This is a genomic window from Amycolatopsis sp. NPDC004625 (genome assembly GCF_040609695.1).
Lineage (GTDB): Bacteria > Actinomycetota > Actinomycetes > Mycobacteriales > Pseudonocardiaceae > Amycolatopsis.
Window position 1 is genome coordinate 100,519 of record NZ_JBEXKX010000014.1, and the last position, 25,134, is coordinate 125,652.

Below are 25,134 nucleotides of genomic sequence, written 5' to 3' on the forward strand. Positions count from 1 at the left end.
CATGAACTGGAAGGCTTACGCAGGGTGTCTCACCCTGCTCGGCTTGACCCTCACCGCCGCACCGGCCCAGGCCCATGGGCGTGACCCCGGCCGGGTCGTGCTCGGCGCGCACGACGGGTGGGCCGCCGCGACCACCGGCACGACCGGGGGAGCGGCCGCCGCACCCGGAGACGTCCACACCGTGACCAAGCGGTCGGAGCTCGCCGCGGCCCTCGCGGCCCACCCCGGCGCGCCGAAGATCGTCTACGTCCGCGGGACGATCGAAGGCAACGTCGACACCGCGGACCGGCCGGCGAGCTGTGAAAGTTTCGCCGACCCGGCCTACACCCTGCCCGCCTACCTGGCGGCCTACGACCCCGCCACCTGGGGCAGAGTGCCGCCGTCCGGGCCGCTGGAGGAGGCCCGCGCGCGGTCGCAGGCCAACCAGGCCAAGCAGGTCGTGCTCGACGTCGGCCCGAACACGACGATCGTCGGCCTCGGCGACCACGCCACCCTGCACGGGCTGACCCTGCGCGTCACCGGCGACAACGTGATCCTGCGGAACCTGCACTCCTCCGACGCCCACGACTGCTTCCCGCAGTGGGACCCGCTCGACACCGCGGACGGCAACTGGAACTCCGAATACGACAACGTCGACCTGGTCGGCGCGACGCACGTCTGGGTGGACCACAACGAGTTCAGCGACGGCGGGAACGATCAGCAGCCGTCGTACTTCGGCCGCAAGTACGAGGTCCACGACGGCCTGCTCGACATCGTGAACGGCTCGGACCTGGTCACCGTGTCGTACAACCGGCTGCAGGACCACGACAAGACCATGCTCGTCGGCAACACCGACAAGCCCACCTACGACGTCGGCAAGCTGCGCGTCACCCTGCACCACAACCTGTTCTCCGAGATCGGCCAGCGCGCGCCGCGGGTGCGGTACGGCCAGGTGCACGTCTACGACAACCTCTACCTGGTCCGGGATCCGGCCGCCTACACGTACTCCCTCGGCGTGGGCGTGGAGTCCCGGATCTACGCGGAGAACAACTTCTTCCGGATCCCGGCCGGGCTGCCGCTGGGGCAGCTGGTGCACTACTGGAAGGGCACCGTGCTGCACGCCACCGGCACGCTGGTGGCCGAAGGGGCGCAGTGGCCGCGGCCGGTCGACCTGCTGGCCGAGTACAACGCGGCGAACGACCCGGATCTCGGCCCGGACGTCGGCTGGACACCGAGCCTGGTGCAGCGCCTCGACCCCACGTGGGCGGTGCCCGCGCTGGTGCTGGCCGGCGCCGGCCCCGGCCGCTGAGCCCTTCGACGTTTTCGGCGTTTTCTGAAAACCACCGGCCGCGGCGACCATCCGGGCGACATGCACGCCGCTGCGGCGAACGACATTGACAGCACGTGGCCGCAACCCGAAACTTCGGTACGAGAAAGCGCTTTCACAACCCGGTCGGACGTTTTCCATCAGCGCCGATTGAACGCACGAGACCAGGGAGTGATGAATGGTTCCCCCAGCGATGTCCCGGATCATCCGGGTCGTGGCGGTCGCCGCGCTCGCCGTTTCGGCGGCGGTCGGCACCGGCGCCACCGCGTCGGCCGCCTCGTGGCCCACCCCGAGCAGCAGCGTGCCGGTGGGCGCGACGATCAAGGTCACCAGCGGCACCTACGACGGCGGGCTCAAGCGGTTCTACGGCACCGGCGACCTCGGCACCGGCGGCCAGAGCGAGGACCAGAGCCCGATCTTCGAGCTGTCGAACGGCACCACCCTCAAGAACGTCGTCCTCGGCAGCCCGGCCGCCGACGGCGTGCACTGCCTCGGCACGTGCACGCTGCTCAACGTGTGGTGGGAGGACGTCGGCGAGGACGCCGCGACCTTCAAGGGCACCTCCGCCTCGCAGACCATGACCATCGACGGCGGCGGCGCGCGCAAGGCGTCGGACAAGGTGTTCCAGCACAACGGTCCCGGCACCATGTACATCCGCAACTTCCAGGTCAACGACTTCGGCAAGCTGTACCGCTCCTGCGGCAACTGCAAGACGCAGTACAAGCGCAACGTCGTCGTGGACAACGTCACCGCCACCGTGCCCGGCAAGGCGCTGGTGGGCATCAACCCCAACTACGGTGACACCGCGAAGCTGACGAGGATCACCATCGTCGGCGACTCGAGCCGCAAGATCGAGCCCTGCCAGAAGTACAAGGGCGTGACCAGCGGCGAGCCGACGAAGACCGGCAGCGGCCCGGATTCGACGAACTGCCTCTACACCGCGGCGAACATCACCTACAAGTAACCGACCCGCGCCGGGGGTGCCGGCCGCCGTCCGGTGCCCCCGGCGCGTTCCACCGTGGAGGTGTCATGTTCAAGACCCTGCTCGTCGCGTCGGTGGTCGCGGGAGCGTCGCTGGCCGCCCCGGCCGCCGGGGCCGCGGCGGCGAACGTCGTCGTGGCCAAGGACGGATCCGGGAACTACACGACCGTCCAGGCCGGCATCAACGCCGTCTCGGCCGGCGGCACCCTCTCGATCAAGCCCGGGACCTACCGCGAGGTGATCTCGGTGCCCTCCGGCAAGACCGGGATCACCGTGCGCGGCACCACCGGGAAGGCGTCCGACGTCGTCATCGACTACGACAACGCCAGCGGGACCAGGAAACCCGACGGCTCGACGTACGGGACGTCCGGCAGCGCGACCGCCACGATCGCCGCCAACGGCTTCACCGCCACCGCGCTGACCTTCCGCAACTCCTTCGACCGGGGCGCCCACCCGGATATCAAGGACACCCAGGCGGTCGCGGTGAAGACCACCGGTGACCGGATGGTCTTCGACAACGTCACCTTCCTCGGCCACCAGGACACGTTGTACGCCGACACCGCGGCCGTCGGCACCGCCGGCCGCCAGTACTACCGCAACTGTGCGATCAGCGGTGACGTCGACTTCCTCTTCGGCCGGGCGACCGCGGTCTTCGACCGGGCGACCATCACCGCGCTCGACCGGGGTTCCAGCAGCAACAACGGGTTCCTGACCGCGGCCAGCACCCGGCGGTCCACCCCGTACGGCTTCCTGATCGTGGGCAGCCGCGTGCTGAGCTCGGCGGCGAACGCGAGCTTCTACCTGGGCCGTCCGTGGCACCCGGGCGGGGACGTCGACGCCATCGCCCAGGTCCTGGTGCGCGAGACGGCGTTGCCCGCGGCGATCAAGCAGGCGCCGTGGACCGACATGTCGGGCTTCTCGTGGAAGGACGCGCGGTTCACCGAGTACCGCAACACCGGCCCGGGCTCGGGAACCGGCGCCGACCGGCCGCAGCTGCCCGCGGCGCAGGCCGGCAACTACACCGCGCAGAAGTACCTCGCGGGCGGCGACGGCTGGAACCCCGTGCACTGACACCTCGTGAGTGGTAAGGCGAGTTCTAACCCGCCTTACCACTCACGACCATCGAGCTACGCCGCTTCGTCGCTCGACCCGGCCACCGGCAGGCGCAGCAGGAGCGACACCGCCCTGCGCAGCATCGCCCAGCGCACCGGCAGCACGTCCGCCGAAGAAGCGCCCTACATCATCCAGCACGGCGGCTACTACGTGTTCGTCTCCTGGGACCTCTGCTGCCAGGGCACCAAGAGCACCTACCGCGTGATGGTCGGCCGCTCGACGTCGATCACCGGTCCGTACACCGGCCGCGCCGGCGTCCGGATGACCGCCGGCGGCGGTACGCAGATCCTGGCGCAGCGCCGGCTGGCCGTACGTGTACTGAACTCCGTATAACGTCCTGTACCTCGCCGATCGGAAAGTTCGTCCATGCGCCGGTTCCTGTCGTTCCTGCTCGCCCTGCTCGTCACGACCGGGCTTTGTGCCGCGCCCGCTTCGGCCGCACCGCCGGCGAAACACCGCGTCACGTTCGACAAGTACTCGCTCATGCTGGACGGCCGCCGTCAGATCGTCTGGTCGGGGGAGTTCCACCCGTTCCGGCTGCCGAGCCCGGACCTGTGGCGGGACGTGCTGCAGAAGCTGAAGGCCACCGGCTACACGGCGGTCTCGATCTACTTCGACTGGAACTACCACTCGCCCGCGCCGGGGGTGTACGACTTCACCGGCGTCCGGGACATGGACCGGGTGCTGGACCTCGCCGCGGAGGCGGGCCTGTACGTCATCGCGCGGCCCGGTCCGTACATCAACGCGGAGGTCACCGGCGGCGGGTTCCCGGCCTGGCTGTCCACCCAGGCCGGCCGGGCGCGCAGCGACGCGCCGGACTACCTCGCCGCGGCCGACGAGTGGCTGTCGCGGATCGACCGGATCATCGGCCGCCACCAGTACACCGACGGCCGTGGCCCGGTGATCCTCTACCAGATCGAGAACGAGCTGTCCGCGACCGGCACCGCGCAGCAGAACTACGTCGCGCACCTCTACGACAAGGTCCGCGCGGACGGCATCACCGTCCCGGTCTTCCACAACGACAAGGGCCGCAACGGGATCTGGGTCCCGCCGGACTCCGGCGTGCCCGGCACGGTGCCGGGCAAGGTCGACCTGTACGCCTTCGACGGCTACCCCGGCGGCACGTGCCGCACCGACGCGACGCCGGGCAACCCGAACGCCGCGCCGGACTGGGGGACCTACGGGCCGGGCGGCGCCAAGGGCGGCGCGAGCGCGTCGCCGAACACCCCCGGGTTCGTCGCCGAGTTCGGCGGCGGCTGGTTCGACTACTGGGGCAGCAACGGCACCTACCCGTGCACGGCCGTCCGGCAGGGCCCGGGCTACGAACGCGTCTTCTACGGCACGAACCTGGCGAACGGCCTGACGATCCAGAACTTCTACATGACCTTCGGCGGCACGTCGTGGGGCTGGCTGCCGGCGCCGGTGGTCTACTCGTCCTACGACTACGGCGCGGCGATCGACGAAGGACGTCAGCTGCGGCCCAAGGCGCTGACGATGAAGGAGCTGGGCTACTTCCTGCGCACCGTGCCGGATCTGGCCGAGATGGATCGCGGGGAGCCGGTGACGCCGTCGTCGGCCGCGGTGAAGGTCTACCACAACGTCAACCCCGACACCGGCGTCCACTTCTACCTGCCGGTGCACTCGCCTTCCAGCGCGACCACGGACGACTCGTTCACCTTCCCGCTGTCCACTCCGGACGGTTCGTACACCGTGCCGCTCCGGTTGACCGGCCAGGACGCCAAGCACCTGGTGGCCGACTTCGACGTCGCCGGGCAGCACCTGGTGTACTCGACGTCCGAGCTGATGGCCCAGGCCGCCGGCACCGTGCTGCTGCACGGCCGGCCGGGCGAGGACGGCCGGACGGTGCTGCGGTACGCCTCCCGCCCGCGCGTGGACGTCCTTTCCGGGGCGGTCACGGCGACCTGGTCCGGGAACGACCTGCAGCTGGACTACCGGCACGACGGGCTGGCGCGCGTCCGGATCAGCGGCGGCGGCCGCCCGCCCGTCACGCTGCTGCTCGCCGACGACGCCACCGCGGACACGTTCTGGCTGGACTCGGGCCTGCTCGTGCGCGGGCCGGACCTGGTCCGCACCGCGCGGACCGGCCGGTGGACCGCGCTGACCGGGGACACGAAGGCCCCGCGCGACTTCGAGGTCTGGGGAGCCCGCGGCCCGGGGGTGACGTGGAACGGCACCCCGGTGCCGGTGCGGCCCACCGCCTCGGGCAGCCTGCTCGCCGTCCGCCCGCTGCCCGGGCCCGCCGACCCGCGGCTGCCCGAGCTCACCGGCTGGCGCTCGGCCCCCGGTTCCCCGGAGGCCGACCCCGGCTACGACGACTCGGCGTGGCCGGCCGCGGACCGGACCACGACGAACAGCACCACCCCGCCCCCGGCCGGGCAGCCGGTGCTGACCGCCGACGACTACGGCTTCGGCGTCGGCGACGTCTGGTACCGCGGGCGGTTCACCGGGCCGCCGGGGGAGCAGGTCGCCCTGCGCTACGGCGGCGGGGGCGCCGGGATGCTGCAGGCGTGGCTGGACGGCCGGTACCTCGGCGAGCACGAACTGCCGTCCGCGCCGGCCGCGCCGCCGACGACCGGCACGGCGGTGTTCCCGGTGCCGGAAGAGCTGCGCGGCGACGGCCCGCACGTGCTTTCGGTGATGGTGCGCGTCAACGGCCACAACGAGGACGGCGGCGTCAACGACGCGCACAAGGAGGGCCGCGGCCTGATTTCGGCGTCGCCGGCCGGCGTGGCGTGGAAGCTCCGGGGCGGGACGCCCGATCCGGTGCGCGGCCCGCTGAACAACGGCGGTCTCGCGGGCGAGCGCGCGGGCTGGTCGCTGCCGGGCTTCCCCGACCGCGCCTGGCCGACGGCGGCGGTCCCCGCGCCGGCCGCGTCGCCGGGGACGACGTGGTACCGCACGACGTTCGCGTTGCGGGTCCCGCGCGGCCAGGACACGTCGGTGGGCCTGACGATCGGCGACCCGGCGAAGCCGCGCTCCGGTGGCCGTTACCGGGTGCTGGTGTTCCTCAACGGCTGGAACGTCGGCCAGTACGTCGGGGACGTCGGCCCGCAGCACACTTTCGCGCTGCCGGACGGGATCCTCGACCCGCACGGGCGCAACACCCTGGCCCTGGCGGTGACCAGCGACGGCGGCGCGGGCAACGGCCTGGAACGGGTCGCGTTGACGGACCTGGGTTCGGCGCGGGGCGGGGTGCCGGTCCGGCCGGTCGCGTCACCGGGTTTGGGTGGGGCGGCTGCCGGGTAGTGGGTGATCATCCTGCCGCCGTCCCCGCCGCGAAGGAGTTCCGCCGATGAGCGACCTCGACCCGTCCGCCCTGCTGCTGACCGCGACGACCGCGCAGCCCCGGCCCGGGACGCTGCGGGTCACGGTCACCGGCGAGATCGACATGGTCACCTGCCCCCGCCTCGACGCCGAACTCGACCACGCGGTGGCGGCGGCCCCGGAGCGGCTGGTGGTCGACCTGCTGGGGATCGGCTTCTGCGGCGTGACGGGCGTGGCGTCCTTGGGCCGCCTGCGGACCCGCTGCGCGGAAACGGGAATCGACCTGACGCTCAAGCCGTCCCGCGTGGTGCGGCGCGCCTTGGACAACGCGGCGATCGCCCCGCTGTTCCGGTTGGAGGAGCGGCTCATCGCGCGGTGACGGGTGGTCCGGTGAAGGTCCGGGCTTCCTCGTCGGCCGCGGCGAGCTCGCGCTCCGCGGCCGCCGCGTCGCCCGGGCCGCCCCGGCGGAGCAACGCCTCCGCGTGGCGGCGGCGGGAAAAGACCACCGCCGGCCAGTGGGCCAGGGCGAGGTTGTGCCGGACCGCCGCGCGCAGGTGCGTCACCGCCCGGTCCGCGTCGCCGGTCGTCAGGGCCGTGGTGCCCAGCGGGTGGTGGACCGAACCGAAGCAGGCGATGCCCAGGCTCGCCATCGCCGGCAGGTGGCCGAACGGGCGCAGCAGCTCGTGGATCCGCGCCGCCGTCGCCCGGTCGTCGAGCAGGTACGCCGTTTCCGCCGCGCCGCACAGGGAAATCAGCCACGTGCTCGACCTCGGCAGCGCTCCCGGGTCGTCGCCGCACAGGCGGGCCAGTGCGCCCGCGGCCGTGCGGCGGTCGCCCGCCGAGGCCGCCGCCACGGCCAGGGCCGCGTAGTACGAGTTGTCGATCGGGCTCAGCGTCGGCGAGTGCATCAGGCCGTCCAGCACCGGCACCAGTTCCCCGAGCCGGCCCTGGAACCACCGGATCGCCACCAGCTGCGCGCCGTACCAGCCCAGTGCGTCGAAGTCGCCCGCGGCCTGGCCCACTTCGGCGCACGCCTGCGCCCCGGCTTCGGCCTCGCGGAACCGGCCGGCCCGGATGTGCAGCATGACGTGCAGCGCGTCCGCCACGAACCCCGCCGCCAGGTGCTTGCGCTCGGCCAGGAGGTCGTCGAGCTCGCCGAGGCGCCGCTGCGCGTGCGGGTCCGCGGCCAGGAACGAGTCGACGGCGTCCCACAGCACGCCCATCACCAGGTCGGTCCGCCGCCCCGAGTGGCCGCTCACCGCGACGAGCTCCGTGGCGAGCGCGTGCCGCAGCTGCGTGTGGTCGGGGCCGAGCAGGCAGTGGTGGGCCAGGCTGAGCGCCTCGGCGTGGGCGACCGGGTCGCCCGCCGCCCGCGTCCGGCCGGCGACCGCCAGGATCCGCTCGTGCGTGCCGGCTTCGTAGTCCAGTTCGGCCGCGAGCCGCGCCTGGAGCCGGTGCCCGAGCGAGGACCCGGGATCCACCCGCTCCAGCGCGTACCGCACCCGCGTCAGCAGGGACGCCGACGCCGCGCACGTCCGGTGCTCGTGCACCCACACCCCGCCCAGGCCGAGGGCCGCGCGGGCGAGCGTGTCGGCGTCGCCGGTCCGCTCGGCCCGGGCGTAGGCGGTTTCGAAGTGTTCCCGGCCGGTCCGGAGGTCGCCGTCCTCGAGCAGCGCGTGCTCGCCGGCGGCGAGGGCGTCGTCCGAGACGGTGACGACGGCCGAGGCGCGCAGCGCCGCGTCGTGGGCCAGCACCCGGCGGTGCACCTCCGCCAGCACCGGCGACGGCTCCACCCCGGACGCGGTGATCAGGCCGTGGCGGGCCCGGCGGAACGCTTCGAGCGCGTCACCCTGCCGCCCGGCCCGGTAGAGCGCCGTCATCAGCTGCGCCCACAGCCGTTCGTGCCCGGGGAACTCCGCGGTCAGCGCCTCCAGCTCGGCGACCAGGCCGGTGTCCTCGCCGGTCGCGAGGTCGGCGTCGATCCGGTCCTGGACGGCGTTGTGCCGCAACCGGTCGAGCCGCATCCCCTCCGCGGCCAGGGTTTCGACGCCGGCGAACTCCTCGTACGCGCCGCCGCGCCACAGGGCCAGCGCGTCGGCCAGGTGTTTCCGCGCGGCGGCCGGTTCCCCGGCGGCCAGCGCCCGCCGCCCTTCGGCGGCGAGCTGTTCGAACCGGGTGGCGTCGAGGGCCGCGGGCGGCAGGTGCAGCACGTACCCGGGCGAGCGGGTCAGGAGCACGTCGGCGTCGATCGTCCCGCGCAGGCGCGAAAGGTAGGTCCGCACGGTCCGGTCGGCGTGCGCGGGTGCCCGCTCGCCCCACAGCGCCCGGCCCAGCGCGGGAACGCTGACGACGCGGCCCGCTTCCGCCGCCAGTACGGCCAGCAGGGCCCGCAGGCGCGGCCCGCCGACGTCCCGCGGCTCGCCGCCGACCCGCACCTCGAACGGTCCCAGCACCGCCAGGTCCACCCCGCCCATGCCCGCCCCTCCGCCCGCGGGTGCACCGCGCGCTTCGGCGTACAAGAGCGGCCGACGGTGGCCGGGATACGTCCGACAGCCCGGTAATTCTCCGTCGACGAACTGTCGACGGACTGTCGACCGGCGCTGCGAGGCTCGGCCCTGCGGACCGGACGGGTCCGCACCACCGGTTCTTCGGGAGGACGTCCATGAAACGCACGATTCGGGGTCTCGCACCGGTTCTCGCCGCCGCGGCGGCGGGCACGGGCCTGCTGTCGGGTGCCCCGGCGCAGGCCGCGCCGGCGCACTCCGCGGCGGTGCTGGAGGTGAAGAGCGCGACGTGGGGCCAGCTGCACGTCGGAGACTGCGAGCAGGACAACGGCACCATCGTGATCCGCTCGGACGGCACGGGCGACTGGAGCGCGACGACGCTGACCTTCCAGACGCACTCCGGCGACGTCTGGCACTCCAGCTTCGACTTCAAGACCACGGCCGGGACGCAGCTGTTTTCGGCGGGTACGTTCGACAGCCCGCGGATGAACGACGGCAACCCGCCGCCGCGCTACCCGTGGGGCAAGCACTTCACTTTCGACGCGTCGCTCTTCAGCGCTGTCAACATCTTCAAGACGATCCAGCACTCGAGCTGCTGACCCCCCGGTGAGAGCCGCCCTGGGTCACGGTCCGCCGGGACCCAGGGCGGTGCCCGCCACGGCCCCGCCGGGCGCGGGTTCCTTCAGCTCGACGAAGAAGGAGTGCGTCGGCGTCTCGCCGATGTTCTCGCCCGCGTGCTCCTGGGCCGCGACCCAGCGCACCGCGCCGGCCGGCAGGTCCACCCGCACCTCGCGGCCGCCGGCGGAGATCCGGCGGCGGAACGCGCTCATCGTGAGCATCACCGTGTCCGGGTGGTGGTGCGGCTCGGTCCGGTCGCCGGGGCCGTCCCGGTACTCCAGGACCCGCACCCGCTCGTTTTCGAAGACCACCCGGTACAGCTCCGGGTTCGTGTCGGCCGGGTCACCGGTCATGGCCGCCTCCTTCGTGGTACTGGAGTACCATGATGGCATGGCAGTGCCGTATGAGTCCACGGGCCGGAGCCGGCAGAAGGGGCGGACCCGGGCCGCGCTGGTCGCCGCGGCCCACGAACTGCTCGCCGAAGGCCGCTCGCCGACGGTCGAGGACGCGGCCGAGGCGGCCGGGATCTCCCGCACCACCGCCTACCGCTACTTCCCGAACCAGCGCGCGCTGCTGCTCGCCGCGTACCCCGAAATCCAGGACGACGCGGGCCTGCTGCCCGCGGACGCACCGGCCGACCCCGCGGCCCGCCTCGCCGTCGTGATGCGTGCGTTCGTCGCGTTCACGCAGCGCTGGGAGCCGCAGCTGCGGGCGCAGCTGCGGCTGTCGCTGGAACCCGGCGCGCCGCAGCCGGTGCTGCGGCGCGGCCGGGCGATCCGCTGGATCGAGGAGGCCCTCGCCCCGCTCGCGGACACGCACCCGCACGTCGACGTGCACGCCCTCGCCGTGGCGATCCGGTCCGCGACGGGCATCGAGTCCCTGGTCTGGCTCACCGACATCGGCGGCCTCGACCGCGCTCAGGCCGCCGCGGTGCTGACCGGCTCGGCGCAGGCCATCCTGCGTGCGGCGCTCGAGCCGGTCACCTGATCAGGATCGTCGCGACGCAGGACTCGGTGCCGTTGTCGAACGTCGCCGCCGCGGTGCCTTCGGACGTGATCGGCACGGTGGTGGTCGACGGCATCGTGAACGTGGTGCTCCCGGTCGTCGGCGCCGACTGCGAATACACCGTCTGCGTCGTCGATCCGGTGCGGTACGAAATCCGCAGGGACACCTTGCCCGCGACGTCGCCGATATAGGGCCCCGACGTGGTGTACCCGTTGACGATCCGGTGGTAGCCGCCGGAGGTGTCGTACCGCAGGGTGAACGTGCCGCTGTAGCCGCCCGCATGGCAGACCGCCGTCCGCTGGACGATCGTCGCCGCCTGCGCCGGGGTCACCAGCACCGTCGCGCCGGCCAGCACTGCCGCCAGCCCGGCCTTCACCGCAGTCTTCATCTGTCTTCCTCCCTCGTTTTCGCGCGTCATCCTGCCGGGTCCCGCTTCCGTCCCGCTTCCCTTCACGCGGTGGTGCGGACCAGCAGGACCGGGCAGGCCGCGTGGTGCAGCAGGGCCTGGCCGGTGGAGCCGAGCAGCAGGCCGGGGAAACCGCCGCGGCCGCGGTCGCCGAGCACCACCAGCTGGGCAGTAGTGCTGCGCTCGACGAGCTCCCGTCGCGGGTGGGCGTGCACCACGACCTGCTCGACCTCGACGTCGCCGGTGTCGTGGGCCAGGACCCGCTCGCCGAGCAGCCGGCGTCCGGCCTCGGTGACGCACCGCGGGTCCCGGTGCGGCGGTGGGCTGTCGGCCCAGGCGTGCAGGACGACCAGCGGGGCCCGGCGCGCGCGGGCTTCGGCGACGGCGGCGGCCAGCACCCGGGCACCGGCTTCGCTGCCGTCGATGCCGGTGACGACCGGCCGGGCGGCGGCGCCGGGCTCGTCCCAGCTGTCCCCGCGGACGACGACGGTGTCGCAGCGCGCGTGGGTGCCCACGGCCGCGGCCACCGAACCGGCGAGCAGGCTGGTGAGCCTGCCGTGCCCGGCCGACCCGACGACGAGCAGCGCGGCGTCCCGCGACGCCTCGATCAGGGCCTGGGCGGCGCGGTCGGGATCGAGCCGGGCGGCGGCCGCGGGCACCCCCTGCGCGGCGGCGAGCTCCTGCGCGGTCCGCAGCGCCCGCCGCCCCCGGGCGCGCAGGGCGTCGACCATCTCCTCGGGCGGCGGGACGACCCCGCCGGCGACCAGGGCCGGGACGTCGAGGGCGTGCACGATTTCGAGCGGCGCGTCCCGCAGCCGCGCGGTCCGCGCCGCCCAGCGGACGGCGTCGAGCGACTCGGCCGACCCGTCCACCCCGGTGACGATCGACCCTCCGGCGGCGGTCATCCTCCAGACTGTAGGCCCGCCCGCCCCGGCCCGGGACCCCTAACCCGGACGGTCGGCTCGCGTGCCCGGGCGGTCGGCTCGCGTACCTGGACGGTCGGCTCGCGTGCCCAGCTGGTCGGCTCGCGTGCCTGGATGGTCGGCTCGCGTGCCTGGGCGGTCGGCTCGCGTGCCTGGGCGGTCGGCCGGCGGGGGACGGGTGTCGTCCGGTCGCGGGCGGGACCGGGGTGGGGCATGATCTGCGGCGTTGCCGAGCCGATCCCGGAGGAGCCCGATGGCGGTGCTGGTCGTGACGGCGGCCGTGCTCGGGCTGCTCGTCGGGTCCTTCCTCAACGTCGTGATCCACCGGGTGCCGCGGGGCGAATCCGTCGTCCGCCCGCCGTCGCGGTGCCCGGACTGCGGGCAGGGCATCCGCGCGCGGCACAACATGCCCGTCGTCGGCTGGCTCGTCCTGCGGGGCCGGTGCGCCGGCTGCGGGAGCCGGATCAGCGTCCGGTACCCCCTGGTCGAGCTGGGCACCGCGGTGCTGTTCGCGCTGCTGGCGCTGCGGTTCGGCCCGCCCGACCTGCCCGCCTTCCTGTACTTCGGCGCGATCGGGATCGCGCTGGCCCTGATCGACCTCGACTGCCGCCGCCTGCCGAACGCGATCGTGCTGCCGTCCTACCCGGTCCTCGCCGTCCTGCTGACCGCGTCGGCCGGGTACCGCGGCGACTGGTGGTCGCCGGTCCGCGCCGGGATCGGCGGCGCCGCCCTGTTCGCGTTCTACCTCGTCCTCGCGCTGGCGTACCCGGCCGGCATGGGCTTCGGCGACGTCCGGCTCGCGGGCATCCTCGGCGGCGTGCTCGGGTACGTGTCCTGGGCGGCCCTGCTGATCGGCGCGTTCGGCGGGTTCCTGCTCGGCGCGGTCGCCGGTGTCGTCGTCCTCGCGACCGGGAAGGGCGGGCGCAAGACGGCGTTGCCGTTCGGCCCCTTCATGATCGCCGCCGCTCTCATCGCGCTCTTCGCGGCCGGGCCGATCAGCCACGCCTACCAGCGGCTGACCGGCCTGGCCTGACCGGTCACCGGTTCCCCGACCAGCTCAGCACGGACACCTGCCGGGCCCCCGGCACCGGGTTCGTCGGATCCCCGTCCACGTAGGCCACCCGCGCCCGGGCCACCGGCGTGCTGCCCGGCGCGCACGTCCCCGCGCCGGGGCAGACGTAGGCGGACAGGTAGACGCCGAACACGAACCCCGGCGAGTCGTCCGGCACCTCGATCACCGCGCCGGTGAACGTCACGCTGCCGGTTTCCTTCACCCACAACGACCGCGCGACGACCCCGAAGCGGAAGATCGGTTCGGTCGCGTTGTTCAGCGTGACGTCCAGGACGGCCTTCGGCGCGTACGTCGTCCCCTGCACGTAGAACCGGTTGCCGGAGTTGTTCAGGGCCGTCACCAGCGCGCACGCCGAAGAGCTGGTGTACGTCAGCTGCGTGCACCCGCTCTCGGCCCGCAGCGCCGGTGGGGTGAAGGCGAGCTCCAGCTGCACCGCGTCCACCAGCTCGGTGCCTTCGTGATTGACGTTCACGGAGTACCCCAGCTGGCCACCGGTGAAGGTGCCGTCGTACACCGCCTGGGCCAGCTGGCTCGTCACGTCGGTGACGTCGGTCGCGGCCGAGTTGTCCTTCGGGCTGGACACGGTCAGCGGAATCGGCGAGCCCCCCGCCGGGGTGAACTGGGCCGTGCGCGCATCCTTGCTCGCGCCGTGGTCGTTGCTGTGGGTCACCCGGACCTTCGCCGAGGTCAAAATCGTCCCGGCGGGCGGCGCCACGGCGGGGGAGAAGGCGGTGGCGGTCAGGGTCGCGGTGCCGCCGCTCTTGCCGGGTGCGGCCCAGGTGGCGCCCGAACCGTCTACTTTGGACAGTCCGGCTGCGGTCGCGCCGGTGAAGTCCCCGGACGCGGCGCCCGGGGTGAGGGTGGCGGTCACCGGCGTCTCCGCGCCCGAGGTCAGCCCGTACAGGGCGACCGGCGGCCGGTCCGCGCTGTAGGTGCCGCAGATCTCCGCCTGGCCCGCCTTCACCGCCAGCCGGCTGTCGCCGCCGAAGACGAACTGGACGCCGGCCGCCTTGGCGTCGTCGATCGGGTTGTCGCAGGCCGCCGGGATCTTCGCCGGGACCGGTGGTTTGGCGATGATCCGCCCGCTGTCGTCCACCGGCGTGCCCGCGACCAGGGTGCCGTTGTCGACCGTCCACACGTCGTCGCCGCCGGGCAGCGACGGCGGCCGGGCCGCGGAGCTGTTGTGGAAGTCGAAGTAGTACGCGCCGGGCGTGAACCAGAACGTGCTGTCCTTGCACTTGCTGCTGCTGGACATCATCGCCGACAGCCCGGCCGCGTCGTCGTAGTACCCGGGTTGGAAGGTGACCAGCGAACCGGCCCTGGTGCACGCCGGCAGCGACTGGTGCGGCGGGACCGCGGTCAGCGCCGGGGCGTACCCGGGGTCGGCGCCCAGGCTCGACCCGCCGTAGCCGCACGACGCCGCGGGCGTGCTGCGGATCGTGCCCGCGCAGGCACCGCGGGCGTACACCGCGGTGTTCGTTTCGAGGGATCCGTTGACCACGCGGATGTTCGAGTTCGAGTAGACGATCCCGTGCACCTTGAACGACGAGCCGGTCGGCTGCTGGATGTTGAGCCCGTCCTCGCCGCCGGTGCCCAGGGTGAGGATCGCGTTGCCCGGCCGGTTGCACACGCTCAGGGACGGGCACTGGATCTGCACCTTCGCCGGATCGGCGGTGCACGAAACCGCGGCCGAGCCGGTGCCGCCGAAGTTCGGCAGGGTGAGGGTGTCCGACGCGCCGAAGCAGTGTTCGCCGGGCGCGCCGGTGAACGTGCCGTTGCGGATCGCGTTGATCCCCGCCTGCAGCGCGCCGTCGGCCGTGTAGGCGGACGCGGCCTGGTCGCGCAGGTTCACCGTGGTGCGGACGCTGGTGTCGGCGTACGACAGCAGCACGCCGAGCACCATCGCGATCACCGTGACCAGCAGGAGCACCATCGGCAGCGCGGCCCCGGCGTCGTCGCCCTTCCACCGGCGGTTCATGTCTGCCTCCGTTGCCCGAACAGGGTGATGGGGTAGGGGTCGGCATGGGGCGCGACGGCGGTGAAGGTCAGCTTCACCCACAGCGGGACGGCCGCCGCCGTGCACGTGCTGGAGCACGTCACCGCGGGCGTGGCCGCGTCGACGTTGTGCGCGACGACCGAGTCGGACGCAGCCGCGGCATCCAGGCAGCGCAGGCGGTGCAGCTCGGTCCCGGCGAGGTAGTAGGCGACGATCGCGGTGCGCCGGGTCGCGGCCGGCGCGCTGGTGTCCCAGTCGTCGGACAGCAGCCGCACCACCGAAACCGGCGTGGCGGCCGTGCCGCAGACCTGCCCGCCGCTGTCGTAGGCGGCACCGAGCTGGATCGACGGCGAGTACGGCACCTGGCCGTTCGCGACCTGGCCGGAGTAGTCGCGCAGGCCGACCGCGGCGACGTCCTGGGCGAAGAACGCCGAGCTCTGCTGGGCGTCGTGGGAGACGGCCAGCCGCGCGGACGTCGCGTCGGTGGTGCGGATCGAGACGATGACCGCGTTGGCGATCGGGGCGGCGACGACGCCCAGGATGACGATGGCGACGAGCAGCTCGATGAGCGTGAACCCGGCTTCGGACCGGCGGCTCAGCACAGCGCCTCCCCGAGTCCGCACCGCTTGCGCACCACGACCTCCAGGCGCTCGCTCGCCCGCCCGTCGCCGCTGGCGACCTGCAGCGTCACCTGCTGCAGCCCGCTGTCGGTGCCGCAGGTCGCCGACCACGCCGAGCCCGTCCAGTACTTCACCGACGCCACCGAGCCGGTGAACCCGGCCGGCACGGTGAACCCGGCCGGCGCGGCGTACTTCGCGGGCGTCGCGCAGGCGAAGTACCCGCCCGCCAGCACCTGGTTCTCGACCGCTTCGCCGAAGTCGCGCACGCCCGCGCCCGCCGTCGCCTGCTTGCGGTGGACGTCGGACATGAACACGCTCACGCCGATCCCGCCGACGATCGCGATGACCGCGACGCCCAGGATCGCGACCGCGACCAGCAGTTCGAGGAGGCTCTCGCCCCGGTCGTCGCCGGTCATCAGACGTGCACCTGGCCGAAGATGCCGTACATCGCCGAGACGAGCGCGATCGCCACGAACCCGACGACCAGGCCCATCACCACGATCACGGCCGGTTCGAACAGCGCGGTCAGCTTCTTCAGCCGGTAGTCCAGCTCGCCTTCGTAGTACTGGGCCGTCACCTCGAGCTGGGCGTCCAGGGTGCCGGTGTCCTCGCCGACGCGGATCATCTGCGCGGCGGTCACCGGGAACAGCCCGGAACCGGTGAGCGGCCGGGCCAGGCCCTCACCGGCCAGCACCGCGTGCCCGACCGAGGTGAGCGCGCGCATGAACACCCGGTTGCGCAGCGAATCCGTCGCGACCCGCAGCGCCTCGGGCAGCGGGACCCCGGCGCTCACCATCGACGACAGGATCCGGCAGAACCGCTCGACGAGCGCGTGCCGCACGGTCGGGCCGATCGCCGGGACGGCGAGCAGCGCGCGGTCGCGGGCGTACCGGCCGCCGGGGGTGCGCACGGCGAGGACGTACCCCACGGTGGCGGTGAGCAGCCCGGCCAGCAGCGCCCACCACCACTGGCCCAGGAAGTCGGTGACGGCCAGCAGCATCCGCGTCGGCAGCGGCAGCTTCGCGTTCAGGCTGGCGAAGAAGGACTTGAACCGCGGCAGCACGAAGGTGGCGAGCACGACGACGGTGACGACCGACATCAGCGCGATCATCGCCGGGTAGATCAGCGCGGCCTTGATCTTGCGCCGGGCTTCGAGGTCGCGTTCGAGGTAGTCGGCCAGCTGGTCGAGGACCTTGTCGAGCTGCCCGGTCAGCTCCGCCGAACGCAGGATTTCCCGGTAGAACTCGGGGAAGATCTTCGGGTGCCGGTCGATGCGGTCCGACAGCCGGTCACCGCCGCGCAGGCCCTGTTCGACGTCCCGCAGCATCCGGGCCACCGACGAGTTCGCGGCCTCGTCGCCGAGGATGCGGACCGCGTCGATCAGCGGCAGCCCGGCCCGGACGAACGCGCCGAGCTGGCGCGAGAGGTGCATGACGACCTCGCGCTTGACCCGCGGCGCGGTCAGCTCCAGCTTGAGCACGCTCTTCTTCTCGGTCACCTCGATGTCCCGCAGCTCGCGCTCGTACAGCGCGAGGACGGCGGCGTCGGCGTCGGCGGCCTTCTGCACCCCGCGGGTGCGCAGCCCGTCCGGGCCGGTGGCGACGTAGGCGTACCGGTTCATCGGGCCCCTCCGGTGAGGTAGATCGACCGCAGCACCTCGGCCGGGGTGGTGACGCCCTCGGCGACCAGCCGCAGGGCCTCGTCCTGCAGCGTCCGCATGCCCTCCTTGCGGGCCAGTTCGTGCACCTCGCGGTGCGGCGCGTGCTCCAGCACCAGGGTGCGGATCCCGTCGCTGACCGGCATCAGCTCGTAGACGCCGGTGCGGTCCAGGAACCCGGTCTGGGCGCAGAAGTTGCAGCCGGCCCCGCGGACGAACCCGCCCGCCGGCCCGTCCGCGCCCAAGGCGTCCAAAAAGGACATCTCTTCGGCGGACGGCCGGTAGTACTCGCTGCAGCGCGCGCAGATCCGCCGCACGAGCCGCTGGGCGAGCACCGCGGTGACCGAGGACGCGACGAGGAAGTGCTCGATCCCCATGTCCAGCAGCCGGTGCAGCGCCGACGCGGCGTCGGTGGCGTGCAGCGACGAGAGCACGAAGTGCCCGGTGAGCGCGGACTGCACGGCGATCCGCGCGGTGTCGACGTCCCGGACCTCGCCGACGAGGATGACGTCCGGGTCCTGGCGCAGGATCGACTTGAGGCCGTCGGCGAAGGTGACGCCGGTCTGCTCGTTGATCTGGATCTGGTTGATCGAGGACATGGTGTACTCCACCGGGTCCTCGATGGTCATGATGTTGCGCTCGCTGCTGTCGAGCTCGCCCAGCGAGCCGTAGAGCGTGGTGGTCTTGCCGCTGCCGGTCGGCCCGGCGCAGATCACCATGCCGTAGGGCGACTGCAGCGCCGCCGTGTACCGCGTGGCCATCTCCGCGGGCATGCCGAGCTGCGGCAGCCGGAACAGCGGACGGCTCTTGTCCAGCAGCCGCAGCACGACCTTCTCGCCGCCGACGACCGGCGTGCTCGCCACCCGGATGTCCACCGGCCGGTCCTCGACGTCCATGCTGATCTGGCCGTCCTGCGGGCGGCGGCGCTCGACGATGTTCATCCCGGCGAGGATCTTGATCCGGCTGGTCACCGCGGGCCCCATCGAGCCGGGCAGGTCGAGCACGTCGTGCAGGACGCCGTCGATGCGGTAGCGGACGCGGATCCGCTCGGCCTGCGGCTCGACGTGGATGTCGGAGGCGCGGTCGCGCAGCGCCTGCTTGATCATCAGGGCGACGACGTGCACGACCGGCGCGTCGTCGTTCGCGGTGGCCGGCGCCTCGGCGCGGGCGGCGTCGCGGCGCACCGCGTCCCGCGCTTCGAACGCCTTGACCTGCTGGTCGACGCCGGTGAGCGCGCGGTAGGTGCGGCCGATGGTGGCCAGGATGTCCGCGCGGGCGGCGACGGCGACGGTCACCGGCCGCCCGAGCGCCGCCTGCAGCGCCGGGGCGGTGGCGGCGTCGGCCACCGCGACCAGCACGGCGTCCTCGCGGACGGATAGGGGGATCGCGCAGAGCTCGCGGGCCTTCGCCTCGCCGAGCAGGTCGGCGGCGGCGCGGTCCGGCGTCACCGTGCGCAGGTCGACGGTGCGGGGCTGGGTGCGGAGTCTCATGCCGGCACGCTCCGGGGCAGCGGCCGCGGGTGGATGTCCTGCGGGTGGAGGCTGCGGGCGGCCGCGTCGGCGGGGGTGACCAGCCCGGCGGCGACCAGTTCGGACAGCGACTGCTCCAGCGTCACCATGCCCTCGCGGCGGCCGGTCACCAGCGCGTTGCGCAGCTGGTGCGGCTTGCCCTCCTTGATGAGGTTCCGGACGGCGGTGTTCGCGACCAGGACCTCGAAGGCCGCGACCATCCCGCCGCCGACGCGAGGGAGCAGCCGCTGGTAGACGATGCCGGTGAGCGCGGCGGCGAGCTGGACCCGCACCTGCTCCTGCTGTCCGGCGGGGAAGACGTCGATCATCCGCGCGAGGGACTGCGCGGTGTCGTTGGTGTGCAGGGTGGCGAAGACGAGGTGCCCGGTCTCGGCGATGGTGAGGGCGAAGCGGATCGACTCGAGGTCCCGCATCTCGCCGACCAGCAGGACGTCGGGGTCCTCGCGCAGGGCGCTGCGCAGGGCGGCGGGGAAGGATTCGGTGTCGGTGCCGACCTCGCGCTGGTTGACCGCGGAGCGCCGGTGTTCGTGGACGTACTCGATCGGGTCTTCGACGGTGAGGATGTGGCAGGCGCGTTCGGAGTTGATCCGGTCGATGACGGCGGCGAGCGTGGTCGACTTCCCGGACCCGGTCGGCCCGGTGACGAGCACGAGACCCTGGTGCCGTCGCGCGAAGTCGGCCAGCACGGGCGGCAGGCCGAGGTCGGCCATGCCGGGGATGCGGCGCGGGATCATCCGCAGCGCGACGACGGTCTCGCCGCGCTGGGTGAAGGCGTTCCCGCGGACGCGGGCTTCGTCACGCCAGCCGAAGGAGAAGTCGAACTCGCGGGCGGCGCGCCAGGAGCGGGCCTGGTCGTCGGTGAGCAGCTCGGCGAGCAGGGCGGCGGTGTCGTCGCCGGTGAGGACGGGGTGGCCGGGGACCGCGGAGAGGTCGCCGCGCACGCGCAGCTGGGGCGGCAGTCCGGCGGTGAGCAGCAGGTCGGTGCCACGCGCCTGCCACAACGCCTCGAGCAGGCCGTCGACGCGGCTGCCGATCTGGGTGGGCATGGGTTCCCTCCGGGGCGAGGTGGTCCGCGGGGTGGGTCGCCCCACCCCGCGGAGGTGATCAGTGGGTGCAGGCGCCGGCGGCCTTGACGACGCCGGAAGCGATGGTGATGGTGTAGCCGTTGGTGGTCGACGGTTCATCCTTCAGGTAGCCGGCGGTCTTCAGCGTCGCCGGGTCGGCGGCGTAGCCACCGGTCTTGGCGTAGTAGGCCTCGTTGGCGGTCTCGACGCTCTTCCAGTCGGCGTTGCAGGCGGCGGCCTTGCCGTCACCGTTGAACGCCTGCACGGCGAACACGACGACCCCGGCGAGAACACCCAGGATCACGACGACGATGAGCAGTTCGATGAGGGTGAAGCCGTCCTCGTTGGCACGGGCGGCACGCAGTCTTTCCAGCATGGTGTTTTCCTTTGCTTTGCAGGGGTTTCAGGGGTGTTCCGGAGTCAGCAGGCGGCCACCTCCGGAGATCGGGATCCTCGCCAGGCACCGGTGGTTGCGCGCACGCTCACGTACGTGGTCTTGTTGCTGGGCAGGACGACGGTGGCCGAGGTGGTTGTGGTGGTTCCCGCGCTCGTCACGGGACCGTTCTTCGAGGTCGCGGTGAACAGCTCGAACCCGGACGGAAGTGGCGCCGGGTAATTCCAGTGCACCGTGGCCGTCGGGCCGGAACCGCCGTTGTTGCACTTCGCATCGTCAAGAATCGGCTGGTCGGGCGTCTGAAGTTTGCCCGCCACCGCGTATCCCGTGCCGGGGCCGGACTTCAGCCAGGCCGCCTCGGCCTTGGCCGCGCCCACCGCGACCAAGCCGGTGATCACCGTGGTCCACGCGGCTGCGACCATCGCGGCCGCGAAAACCACCCGGGGCGCGCTCATGAGCTCACCGTGACCGTCACCGGGATCGCGAACAGCGCGCCCTGGCAGCCGTCGTCGGAGGCCGCGCTCAGGGTGACCGCGCCCGACAGGGTCAGGGTCGTGTTCCCGTTGGCGGGCACGGAGTTCCCGGTCGCCGGCGACTGCGCGACCCAGGCCACGCCGGTCGTCGTGCAGGTACCCGTTCCGCCGGATCCGGTCGGTGTCCCGTTCGCCACGATGGAGGTCACCTTGACCGGATACGGGTTCGGGTTGTTCACCACGATCTTCGCGTCGCCCGCCGGCCCGCCCGGGTAGAGCAAGCCGCTCGTGAAGGCCGACGCGAGCAGCGCCGTGGCCGTAGGCGCCGCTGCCGTGCCGGCCTTCGCGCCCGCCGTGCCGGAGCCCGAGCTCGTCCACGCCGCGACGGCGATCCCGCCGCCCAGCGTCGCGCCGACCACCGTGGTGACCACGAGCACGCGGCGCAGGGTCGGGTTCTTCATGGCTTGACCGCCGTTCCTGTGTACGTCAGGGGAAAGGTGACCGACCGGCACGCGTCGGGTGCGCCGGGCAGCATGTGGGTCGTGAGCGGGACGTCGGCCGTGCCGTTGCCGGGGACCGTCACCGGTCCGGGGAGGGCGTCGATCCGCACCGACGCCGCCGGGCAGGCCGGGACCGGACGGCCGCGGCTGTCGGCCGGCTTGCCGGCCTCGGCCGTCACGGTCTGGACGAGGATCGGGAAGTTCTCGGCGTTGGCCAGCCGGATCCACCGCGTCCCGGTCGCGCCGGGGAACAGCGCGGTGGCCCGGCCGGGCACGTCGGCGATGCCGAACTGCTTGATGCCGTTGCCGTTCGCGCTGCTCCCGGCCGGCGCGGGGCCGAGCGCGAACCACGTCACCACGACGGCCGCGAGCGCGCCGGCCGGAACCGCCGTCCGCCACCTGGACATCGGGGCGCCGCCCGGTGCGGATCAGGCGGACGCGAGGGTGGCGGTGAGCGGCAGCACGAAGGTCTGGCTCTTGCAGGCGTCGGTGGCCGTGCTGCTCATCGTCGCGTGCAGGGTGTAGGTGCCGCTGCCCTTGGCCGCGATGGTGCCGATGGTGCTCGAGGGCACCGCGCTGGTGACCGTGCCGGCGGCGCAGCCGCCGACCGCGTCCGAGGAGCCGGCGCTGATCGACGTGACCACGACGGGGTAGTTGTTCGGGTTGTCGACGGTGACGGTGAAGTCGGTGCCGCCGCCCGGGTAGAGCGCACTGCCCGAACCCGCGGGCGTGATCGTCGAGTTGACCGAGGTGGTCGAGGACACCGAACCGGTACCGGCGCCGGAGCTGGACCAGGCCGCGTAGGCGACACCGGCGACGACGACCACACCGGCGGCACCGAGGACGACCGCGGACCGCTTGCTGATCTTGCGCATGAGTTCACTCCTGGAAGCTGTTTCATCGGGAGGGCCGGCTCGGGGACGCTCCGGCTGGTCCGAGTGGACCGTCACGAAGAGTGTGCGAATCCGGCGGCGATCTTCTCCCCGGGCGACCGGCCTGACTGCGAAGGTCCGAGGTCTCTTGTCCTCGGCAGCCCGGCGTGTTACGCGCGCGGGGGTCGGGCGGCGGCGTCGTCGTGTCACCGGGAACGGGTTCCGATGCGCGACCGTGACCTGCGGCTTTTCCGACCCGTTCGGCCGAATGGCGGAGACCGTCCCGTGATCTTCCCGGCGGTGCTCGACGGGTCCTGGGCGGCTCGGTTGCGGCACTTCGGCGAGTGACAATTCTTCGGCTGATGAGTTACAGCGAGTAGTATTTGAACGTGTTCAACTCTTCGGCTATGGTGAGGCCACGACGGGATTCGGAGGGGTGGCATGAAGATCGTGATTCCGGGGGGCACCGGGCACCTGGGCCGCGTGCTCGGCCGGGCGCTGGCCGGGCAGGGGCACGAGGTCGTCGTGCTGACCCGGCGGGAGGTGCGGCCGGAGCCGGGGGTGCGGCACGTCCGGTGGGACGGGCGGGCCGCCGGGCCGTGGACGGTGGAGCTCGACGGCAGCGACGTCGTGCTGAACCTGGCCGGCCGGTCGGTGAACTGCCGCTACACCCCGGCCAACCTGCGCGAGATGCGGAACTCGCGCGTCGACTCGGCGCGGGTGGTCGGCAGCGCGATCGCCCGCGCGGTGCGCCCGCCGCGGGTCTGGCTGCAGATGAGCACCGCGACGATCTACGCGCACACGTCCGGCCCGCCGAACGACGAAACGACCGGCGTACTCGGCGGCGGCGAGCCGGACGTCCCCGCGTACTGGGCGTACAGCGTCGACATCGCGAAGGCATGGGAGGACGAGCAGCGCCTGGCGGAGACGCCGCACACGCGCAAGGTGGCGCTGCGCACGGCGATGGTGATGAGCCCGGAGCCGGGAGGCGCGTTCGCGATGCTGCTGCACCTGGCGAGACTGGGCCTGGGCGGCCCGGTGGCGGGCGGCGCGCAGTACCTGTCCTGGATCCACGACGGCGACCTGGTCCGCGCGATCGAGTTCCTGATCGGGCACGACGAGCTGAGCGGGCCGGTGAACCTGGCGGCTCCGGAACCGTTGCCCTACGCCGGCTTCCTCCGGATCCTCCGCACGGCGGCCGGGGTGCCGGTGGGCCTGCCCGCGACGAAGTGGATGGCGGAGATCGGCGCGTTCGTGCTCCGCAGCGACACGGAACTGCTGCTGAAGAGCCGCCGGGTGGTCCCGGGCAAGCTGCTGACGGCCGGCTTCGAGTTCCGCTTCCCGGAGTGGCCGGCCGCGGCCGAGGACTTGGTGCACCAGTCACGACACGCACCAAGCCCGCTCACCTGAGCCGACCGCCCAGACACGCAAGCCGACTGCCTGAGTACGCGGGCCGACTGCCTGGGTACGCGGGCCGACTGCCTGGGTACGCGGGCCGACTGCCTGGGTACGGGGGCCGACCGCCCAGGCACGCGAGCCGACTGCCTGGGTACGGGGGCCGACCGCCCAGGCACGCGAGCCGACTGCCTGGGTACGCGGGCCGACTGCTCAGGTACGCGGGCCGACTGCCTGGGTACGCAAGCCGACTGCCTGGGTACGCGGGCCGACCGCCCAGGCACGCGAGCCGGCCGTCCGGGCAAGTCCACACAGGACCGTCAGCCCAGCTCGGCGTTGTCCCGCAGCCGTCGCAGCATCAGGGCCAGGTGCAGGCGGAAGCGGCCGGACGGCGAATCCACCTCGAACCCCAGCACCGCCTCCGCGCGGGCCAGCCGGGCCGGCATCGTGCTGTGGTGCCGGTGCAGGACCGCCGCCGCCTTGCGGGCCGAGCCCGTTGCGCACAGCGCGTCCAGGGCCGCCAGCGTGTCCGGGCCGTGGGACTCCGCCGCCAGGCTGTCGAGCCCGCGGACGTCCGGCAGGTCCGCCAGTTCCGGCGGGCTCAGCTTGCCCGCCACCGCCGCCAGGCCGCCCAGCCGCTCCCACCACACCACCGGCTCCGCCGCTGACGTGAACCGCAGGGCCGTCCGGGCCGCCGCCCAGGACCGGGGTGCCTCGATCGCGGGCCCCTCCGGGCCGATGCCCGCGCGGGCGCCGTCCGGCAGCTCCGGCACCTCGCCGGAAAGCAACACCACCCGCACCCCGCCCAGCCGCGCCGAACGCCCCGAGAGCGCGTCGACGCCCGTCCCCGCCAGCACGCACAACCGGGTCGCCGGGCCGAAACCCAGCAGGTGCAGGGCCCGTGACCGCTCCGCGGTGCCGGCGTCCGCGGACAGCGCCAGCTCGACCAGCGCCGGGTCCCCGAGCTCGGGCCGCGGCACGCCGGAGTGCTCCAGCAGGATCGCCGCCGCGATCGCGAACCGCTCCAGGAGCATGTCGTCGAGCGGGACCGGCTCGCCCGCCCGGGCCACCCACACGACCACGCCGCCTTCGAGGGGCCGTACCGCCGCCCCCGCGGGCGCCGTGCCCGGCGTGACGACGTCGGCTCCGGGTGACGCGCGCAGCGACAGCCCCTGGCCGGGCGCGTGCACGCCGACCGGGCAGCCGGCGAGGCTCGCCGTGCTGCGGACCAGGGCGTCCAGCCCGGCCCGCCCGGCGATCAGGCGGTCGAAGAACCCGATCACGCGCACCGCGTTCTCGGCGTCGGCGTCGAGCCCGGACAGCCTCAGCAGCAGCCCTTTCATGCCGTCACGATAGGCGCGCCCGCCGCCGGATGGCGAGGATCGGCCCAGCAACGCCCGCCGCGTGGCGGTGGCCGGGGT

Annotated in this window: 26 protein-coding genes; 10 read left to right on the forward strand and 16 right to left on the reverse strand. The window is 73.1% G+C overall.

The window, feature by feature from the left end; all coding sequences use genetic code 11:
• The first annotated feature begins 1 nt into the window (after position 1).
• From ABZW17_RS18215 to ABZW17_RS18240, 6 genes are all read left to right on the forward strand, one after another.
• Positions 2–1,288, forward strand: coding sequence for a pectate lyase (locus ABZW17_RS18215; protein WP_354814788.1), 1,287 nt, complete (start codon positions 2–4; stop codon positions 1,286–1,288).
• A gap of 211 nt (positions 1,289–1,499) precedes the next feature.
• On the forward strand, positions 1,500–2,270 hold the full coding sequence (locus ABZW17_RS18220) for a pectate lyase (RefSeq protein ID WP_354815111.1): 771 nt from the start codon (positions 1,500–1,502) through the stop codon (positions 2,268–2,270).
• Positions 2,271–2,335: 65 nt separating this feature from the next.
• Positions 2,336–3,358, forward strand: a complete 1,023-nt coding sequence (locus ABZW17_RS18225) for a pectinesterase family protein (protein ID WP_354814791.1) — start codon at positions 2,336–2,338, stop codon at positions 3,356–3,358.
• Positions 3,359–3,364: 6 nt separating this feature from the next.
• Complete coding sequence (locus ABZW17_RS18230) at positions 3,365–3,733, forward strand: family 43 glycosylhydrolase (protein ID WP_354814794.1); 369 nt, start codon at positions 3,365–3,367, stop codon at positions 3,731–3,733.
• 33 nt (positions 3,734–3,766) lie between these two features.
• Positions 3,767–6,667: a beta-galactosidase gene (locus tag ABZW17_RS18235; RefSeq protein WP_354814797.1), complete on the forward strand. Its 2,901-nt coding sequence runs from the start codon at positions 3,767–3,769 to the stop codon at positions 6,665–6,667.
• Between the two features lie 46 nt (positions 6,668–6,713).
• On the forward strand, positions 6,714–7,064 hold the full coding sequence (locus tag ABZW17_RS18240) for an STAS domain-containing protein (protein WP_354814800.1): 351 nt from the start codon (positions 6,714–6,716) through the stop codon (positions 7,062–7,064).
• Here the strand turns inward: ABZW17_RS18240 and ABZW17_RS18245 are convergent.
• On the reverse strand, positions 7,051–9,159 hold the full coding sequence (locus ABZW17_RS18245) for an AfsR/SARP family transcriptional regulator (RefSeq protein ID WP_354814803.1): 2,109 nt from the start codon (positions 9,157–9,159) through the stop codon (positions 7,051–7,053). The genes ABZW17_RS18240 and ABZW17_RS18245 overlap by 14 nt on opposite strands.
• A 188-nt stretch (positions 9,160–9,347) precedes the next feature.
• Here ABZW17_RS18245 and ABZW17_RS18250 point away from each other — a divergent pair, with 188 nt between their 5' ends.
• A complete protein-coding gene (locus tag ABZW17_RS18250; protein WP_354814806.1) occupies positions 9,348–9,788 on the forward strand; it encodes a DUF6294 family protein in 441 nt (146 codons plus the stop codon).
• Positions 9,789–9,812: 24 nt separating this feature from the next.
• Here the strand turns inward: ABZW17_RS18250 and ABZW17_RS18255 are convergent, their stop codons facing one another.
• Complete coding sequence (locus ABZW17_RS18255; RefSeq protein WP_354814809.1) at positions 9,813–10,160, reverse strand: cytoplasmic protein; 348 nt, start codon at positions 10,158–10,160, stop codon at positions 9,813–9,815.
• A gap of 37 nt (positions 10,161–10,197) precedes the next feature.
• On the opposite strand from ABZW17_RS18255, the gene ABZW17_RS18260 reads away from it, so the two are divergent.
• A complete protein-coding gene (locus tag ABZW17_RS18260; protein WP_354814812.1) occupies positions 10,198–10,794 on the forward strand; it encodes a TetR/AcrR family transcriptional regulator in 597 nt (198 codons plus the stop codon).
• Here ABZW17_RS18260 and ABZW17_RS18265 read toward each other — a convergent pair.
• Complete coding sequence (locus tag ABZW17_RS18265) at positions 10,787–11,200, reverse strand: hypothetical protein (RefSeq protein WP_354814815.1); 414 nt, start codon at positions 11,198–11,200, stop codon at positions 10,787–10,789. The two genes, ABZW17_RS18260 and ABZW17_RS18265, sit on opposite strands and share 8 nt — an antisense overlap.
• Positions 11,201–11,262: 62 nt before the next feature.
• Positions 11,263–12,123, reverse strand: coding sequence for a universal stress protein (locus ABZW17_RS18270; RefSeq protein ID WP_354814818.1), 861 nt, complete (start codon positions 12,121–12,123; stop codon positions 11,263–11,265).
• 271 nt (positions 12,124–12,394) lie between these two features.
• Between ABZW17_RS18270 and ABZW17_RS18275 the strand changes: the two genes are divergently transcribed.
• Positions 12,395–13,174, forward strand: a complete 780-nt coding sequence (locus ABZW17_RS18275) for a prepilin peptidase (RefSeq protein ID WP_354814821.1) — start codon at positions 12,395–12,397, stop codon at positions 13,172–13,174.
• Between the two features lie 4 nt (positions 13,175–13,178).
• Here the strand turns inward: ABZW17_RS18275 and ABZW17_RS18280 are convergent, their stop codons facing one another.
• From ABZW17_RS18280 to ABZW17_RS18330, 11 genes are read right to left on the reverse strand one after another with little or no spacing between them, the layout of a single operon-like run.
• Positions 13,179–15,191, reverse strand: coding sequence for a hypothetical protein (locus tag ABZW17_RS18280; protein ID WP_354814824.1), 2,013 nt, complete (start codon positions 15,189–15,191; stop codon positions 13,179–13,181).
• Positions 15,188–15,811: a prepilin-type N-terminal cleavage/methylation domain-containing protein gene (locus tag ABZW17_RS18285; protein WP_354814827.1), complete on the reverse strand. Its 624-nt coding sequence runs from the start codon at positions 15,809–15,811 to the stop codon at positions 15,188–15,190. The genes ABZW17_RS18280 and ABZW17_RS18285 overlap by 4 nt, the downstream gene beginning before the upstream one ends.
• On the reverse strand, positions 15,805–16,245 hold the full coding sequence (locus ABZW17_RS18290; RefSeq protein ID WP_354814830.1) for a prepilin-type N-terminal cleavage/methylation domain-containing protein: 441 nt from the start codon (positions 16,243–16,245) through the stop codon (positions 15,805–15,807). The genes ABZW17_RS18285 and ABZW17_RS18290 overlap by 7 nt, the downstream gene beginning before the upstream one ends.
• Positions 16,245–17,450 carry a type II secretion system F family protein gene (locus ABZW17_RS18295; RefSeq protein WP_354814833.1) on the reverse strand — a complete coding sequence of 402 codons (1,206 nt, stop codon included), beginning with the start codon at positions 17,448–17,450 and terminating at the stop codon, positions 16,245–16,247. The genes ABZW17_RS18290 and ABZW17_RS18295 overlap by 1 nt, the downstream gene beginning before the upstream one ends.
• On the reverse strand, positions 17,447–18,976 hold the full coding sequence (locus ABZW17_RS18300; protein WP_354814836.1) for a GspE/PulE family protein: 1,530 nt from the start codon (positions 18,974–18,976) through the stop codon (positions 17,447–17,449). Before ABZW17_RS18300 ends, ABZW17_RS18295 begins: the two co-directional genes overlap by 4 nt.
• A complete protein-coding gene (locus ABZW17_RS18305) occupies positions 18,973–20,061 on the reverse strand; it encodes a type IV pilus twitching motility protein PilT (RefSeq protein ID WP_354814839.1) in 1,089 nt (362 codons plus the stop codon). Before ABZW17_RS18305 ends, ABZW17_RS18300 begins: the two co-directional genes overlap by 4 nt.
• Positions 20,062–20,119: 58 nt before the next feature.
• Positions 20,120–20,455 (reverse strand): prepilin-type N-terminal cleavage/methylation domain-containing protein, encoded by a 336-nt coding sequence (locus ABZW17_RS18310; RefSeq protein ID WP_003097675.1) that lies wholly within the window; start codon positions 20,453–20,455, stop codon positions 20,120–20,122.
• A gap of 44 nt (positions 20,456–20,499) precedes the next feature.
• On the reverse strand, positions 20,500–20,928 hold the full coding sequence (locus tag ABZW17_RS18315; RefSeq protein ID WP_354814842.1) for a hypothetical protein: 429 nt from the start codon (positions 20,926–20,928) through the stop codon (positions 20,500–20,502).
• On the reverse strand, positions 20,925–21,407 hold the full coding sequence (locus ABZW17_RS18320; RefSeq protein ID WP_354814845.1) for a hypothetical protein: 483 nt from the start codon (positions 21,405–21,407) through the stop codon (positions 20,925–20,927). Before ABZW17_RS18320 ends, ABZW17_RS18315 begins: the two co-directional genes overlap by 4 nt.
• A complete protein-coding gene (locus ABZW17_RS18325) occupies positions 21,404–21,853 on the reverse strand; it encodes a hypothetical protein (protein ID WP_354814848.1) in 450 nt (149 codons plus the stop codon). Before ABZW17_RS18325 ends, ABZW17_RS18320 begins: the two co-directional genes overlap by 4 nt.
• Before the next feature lie 21 nt (positions 21,854–21,874).
• A complete protein-coding gene (locus ABZW17_RS18330; protein WP_354814851.1) occupies positions 21,875–22,321 on the reverse strand; it encodes a hypothetical protein in 447 nt (148 codons plus the stop codon).
• Positions 22,322–22,759: 438 nt separating this feature from the next.
• On the opposite strand from ABZW17_RS18330, the gene ABZW17_RS18335 reads away from it, so the two are divergent.
• Positions 22,760–23,728, forward strand: coding sequence for a TIGR01777 family oxidoreductase (locus ABZW17_RS18335; RefSeq protein ID WP_354814854.1), 969 nt, complete (start codon positions 22,760–22,762; stop codon positions 23,726–23,728).
• Between the two features lie 305 nt (positions 23,729–24,033).
• Here ABZW17_RS18335 and ABZW17_RS18340 read toward each other — a convergent pair whose 3' ends face one another.
• Positions 24,034–25,056 (reverse strand): helix-turn-helix domain-containing protein, encoded by a 1,023-nt coding sequence (locus tag ABZW17_RS18340; RefSeq protein ID WP_354814857.1) that lies wholly within the window; start codon positions 25,054–25,056, stop codon positions 24,034–24,036.
• Between the last annotated feature and the right edge of the window lie 78 nt (positions 25,057–25,134).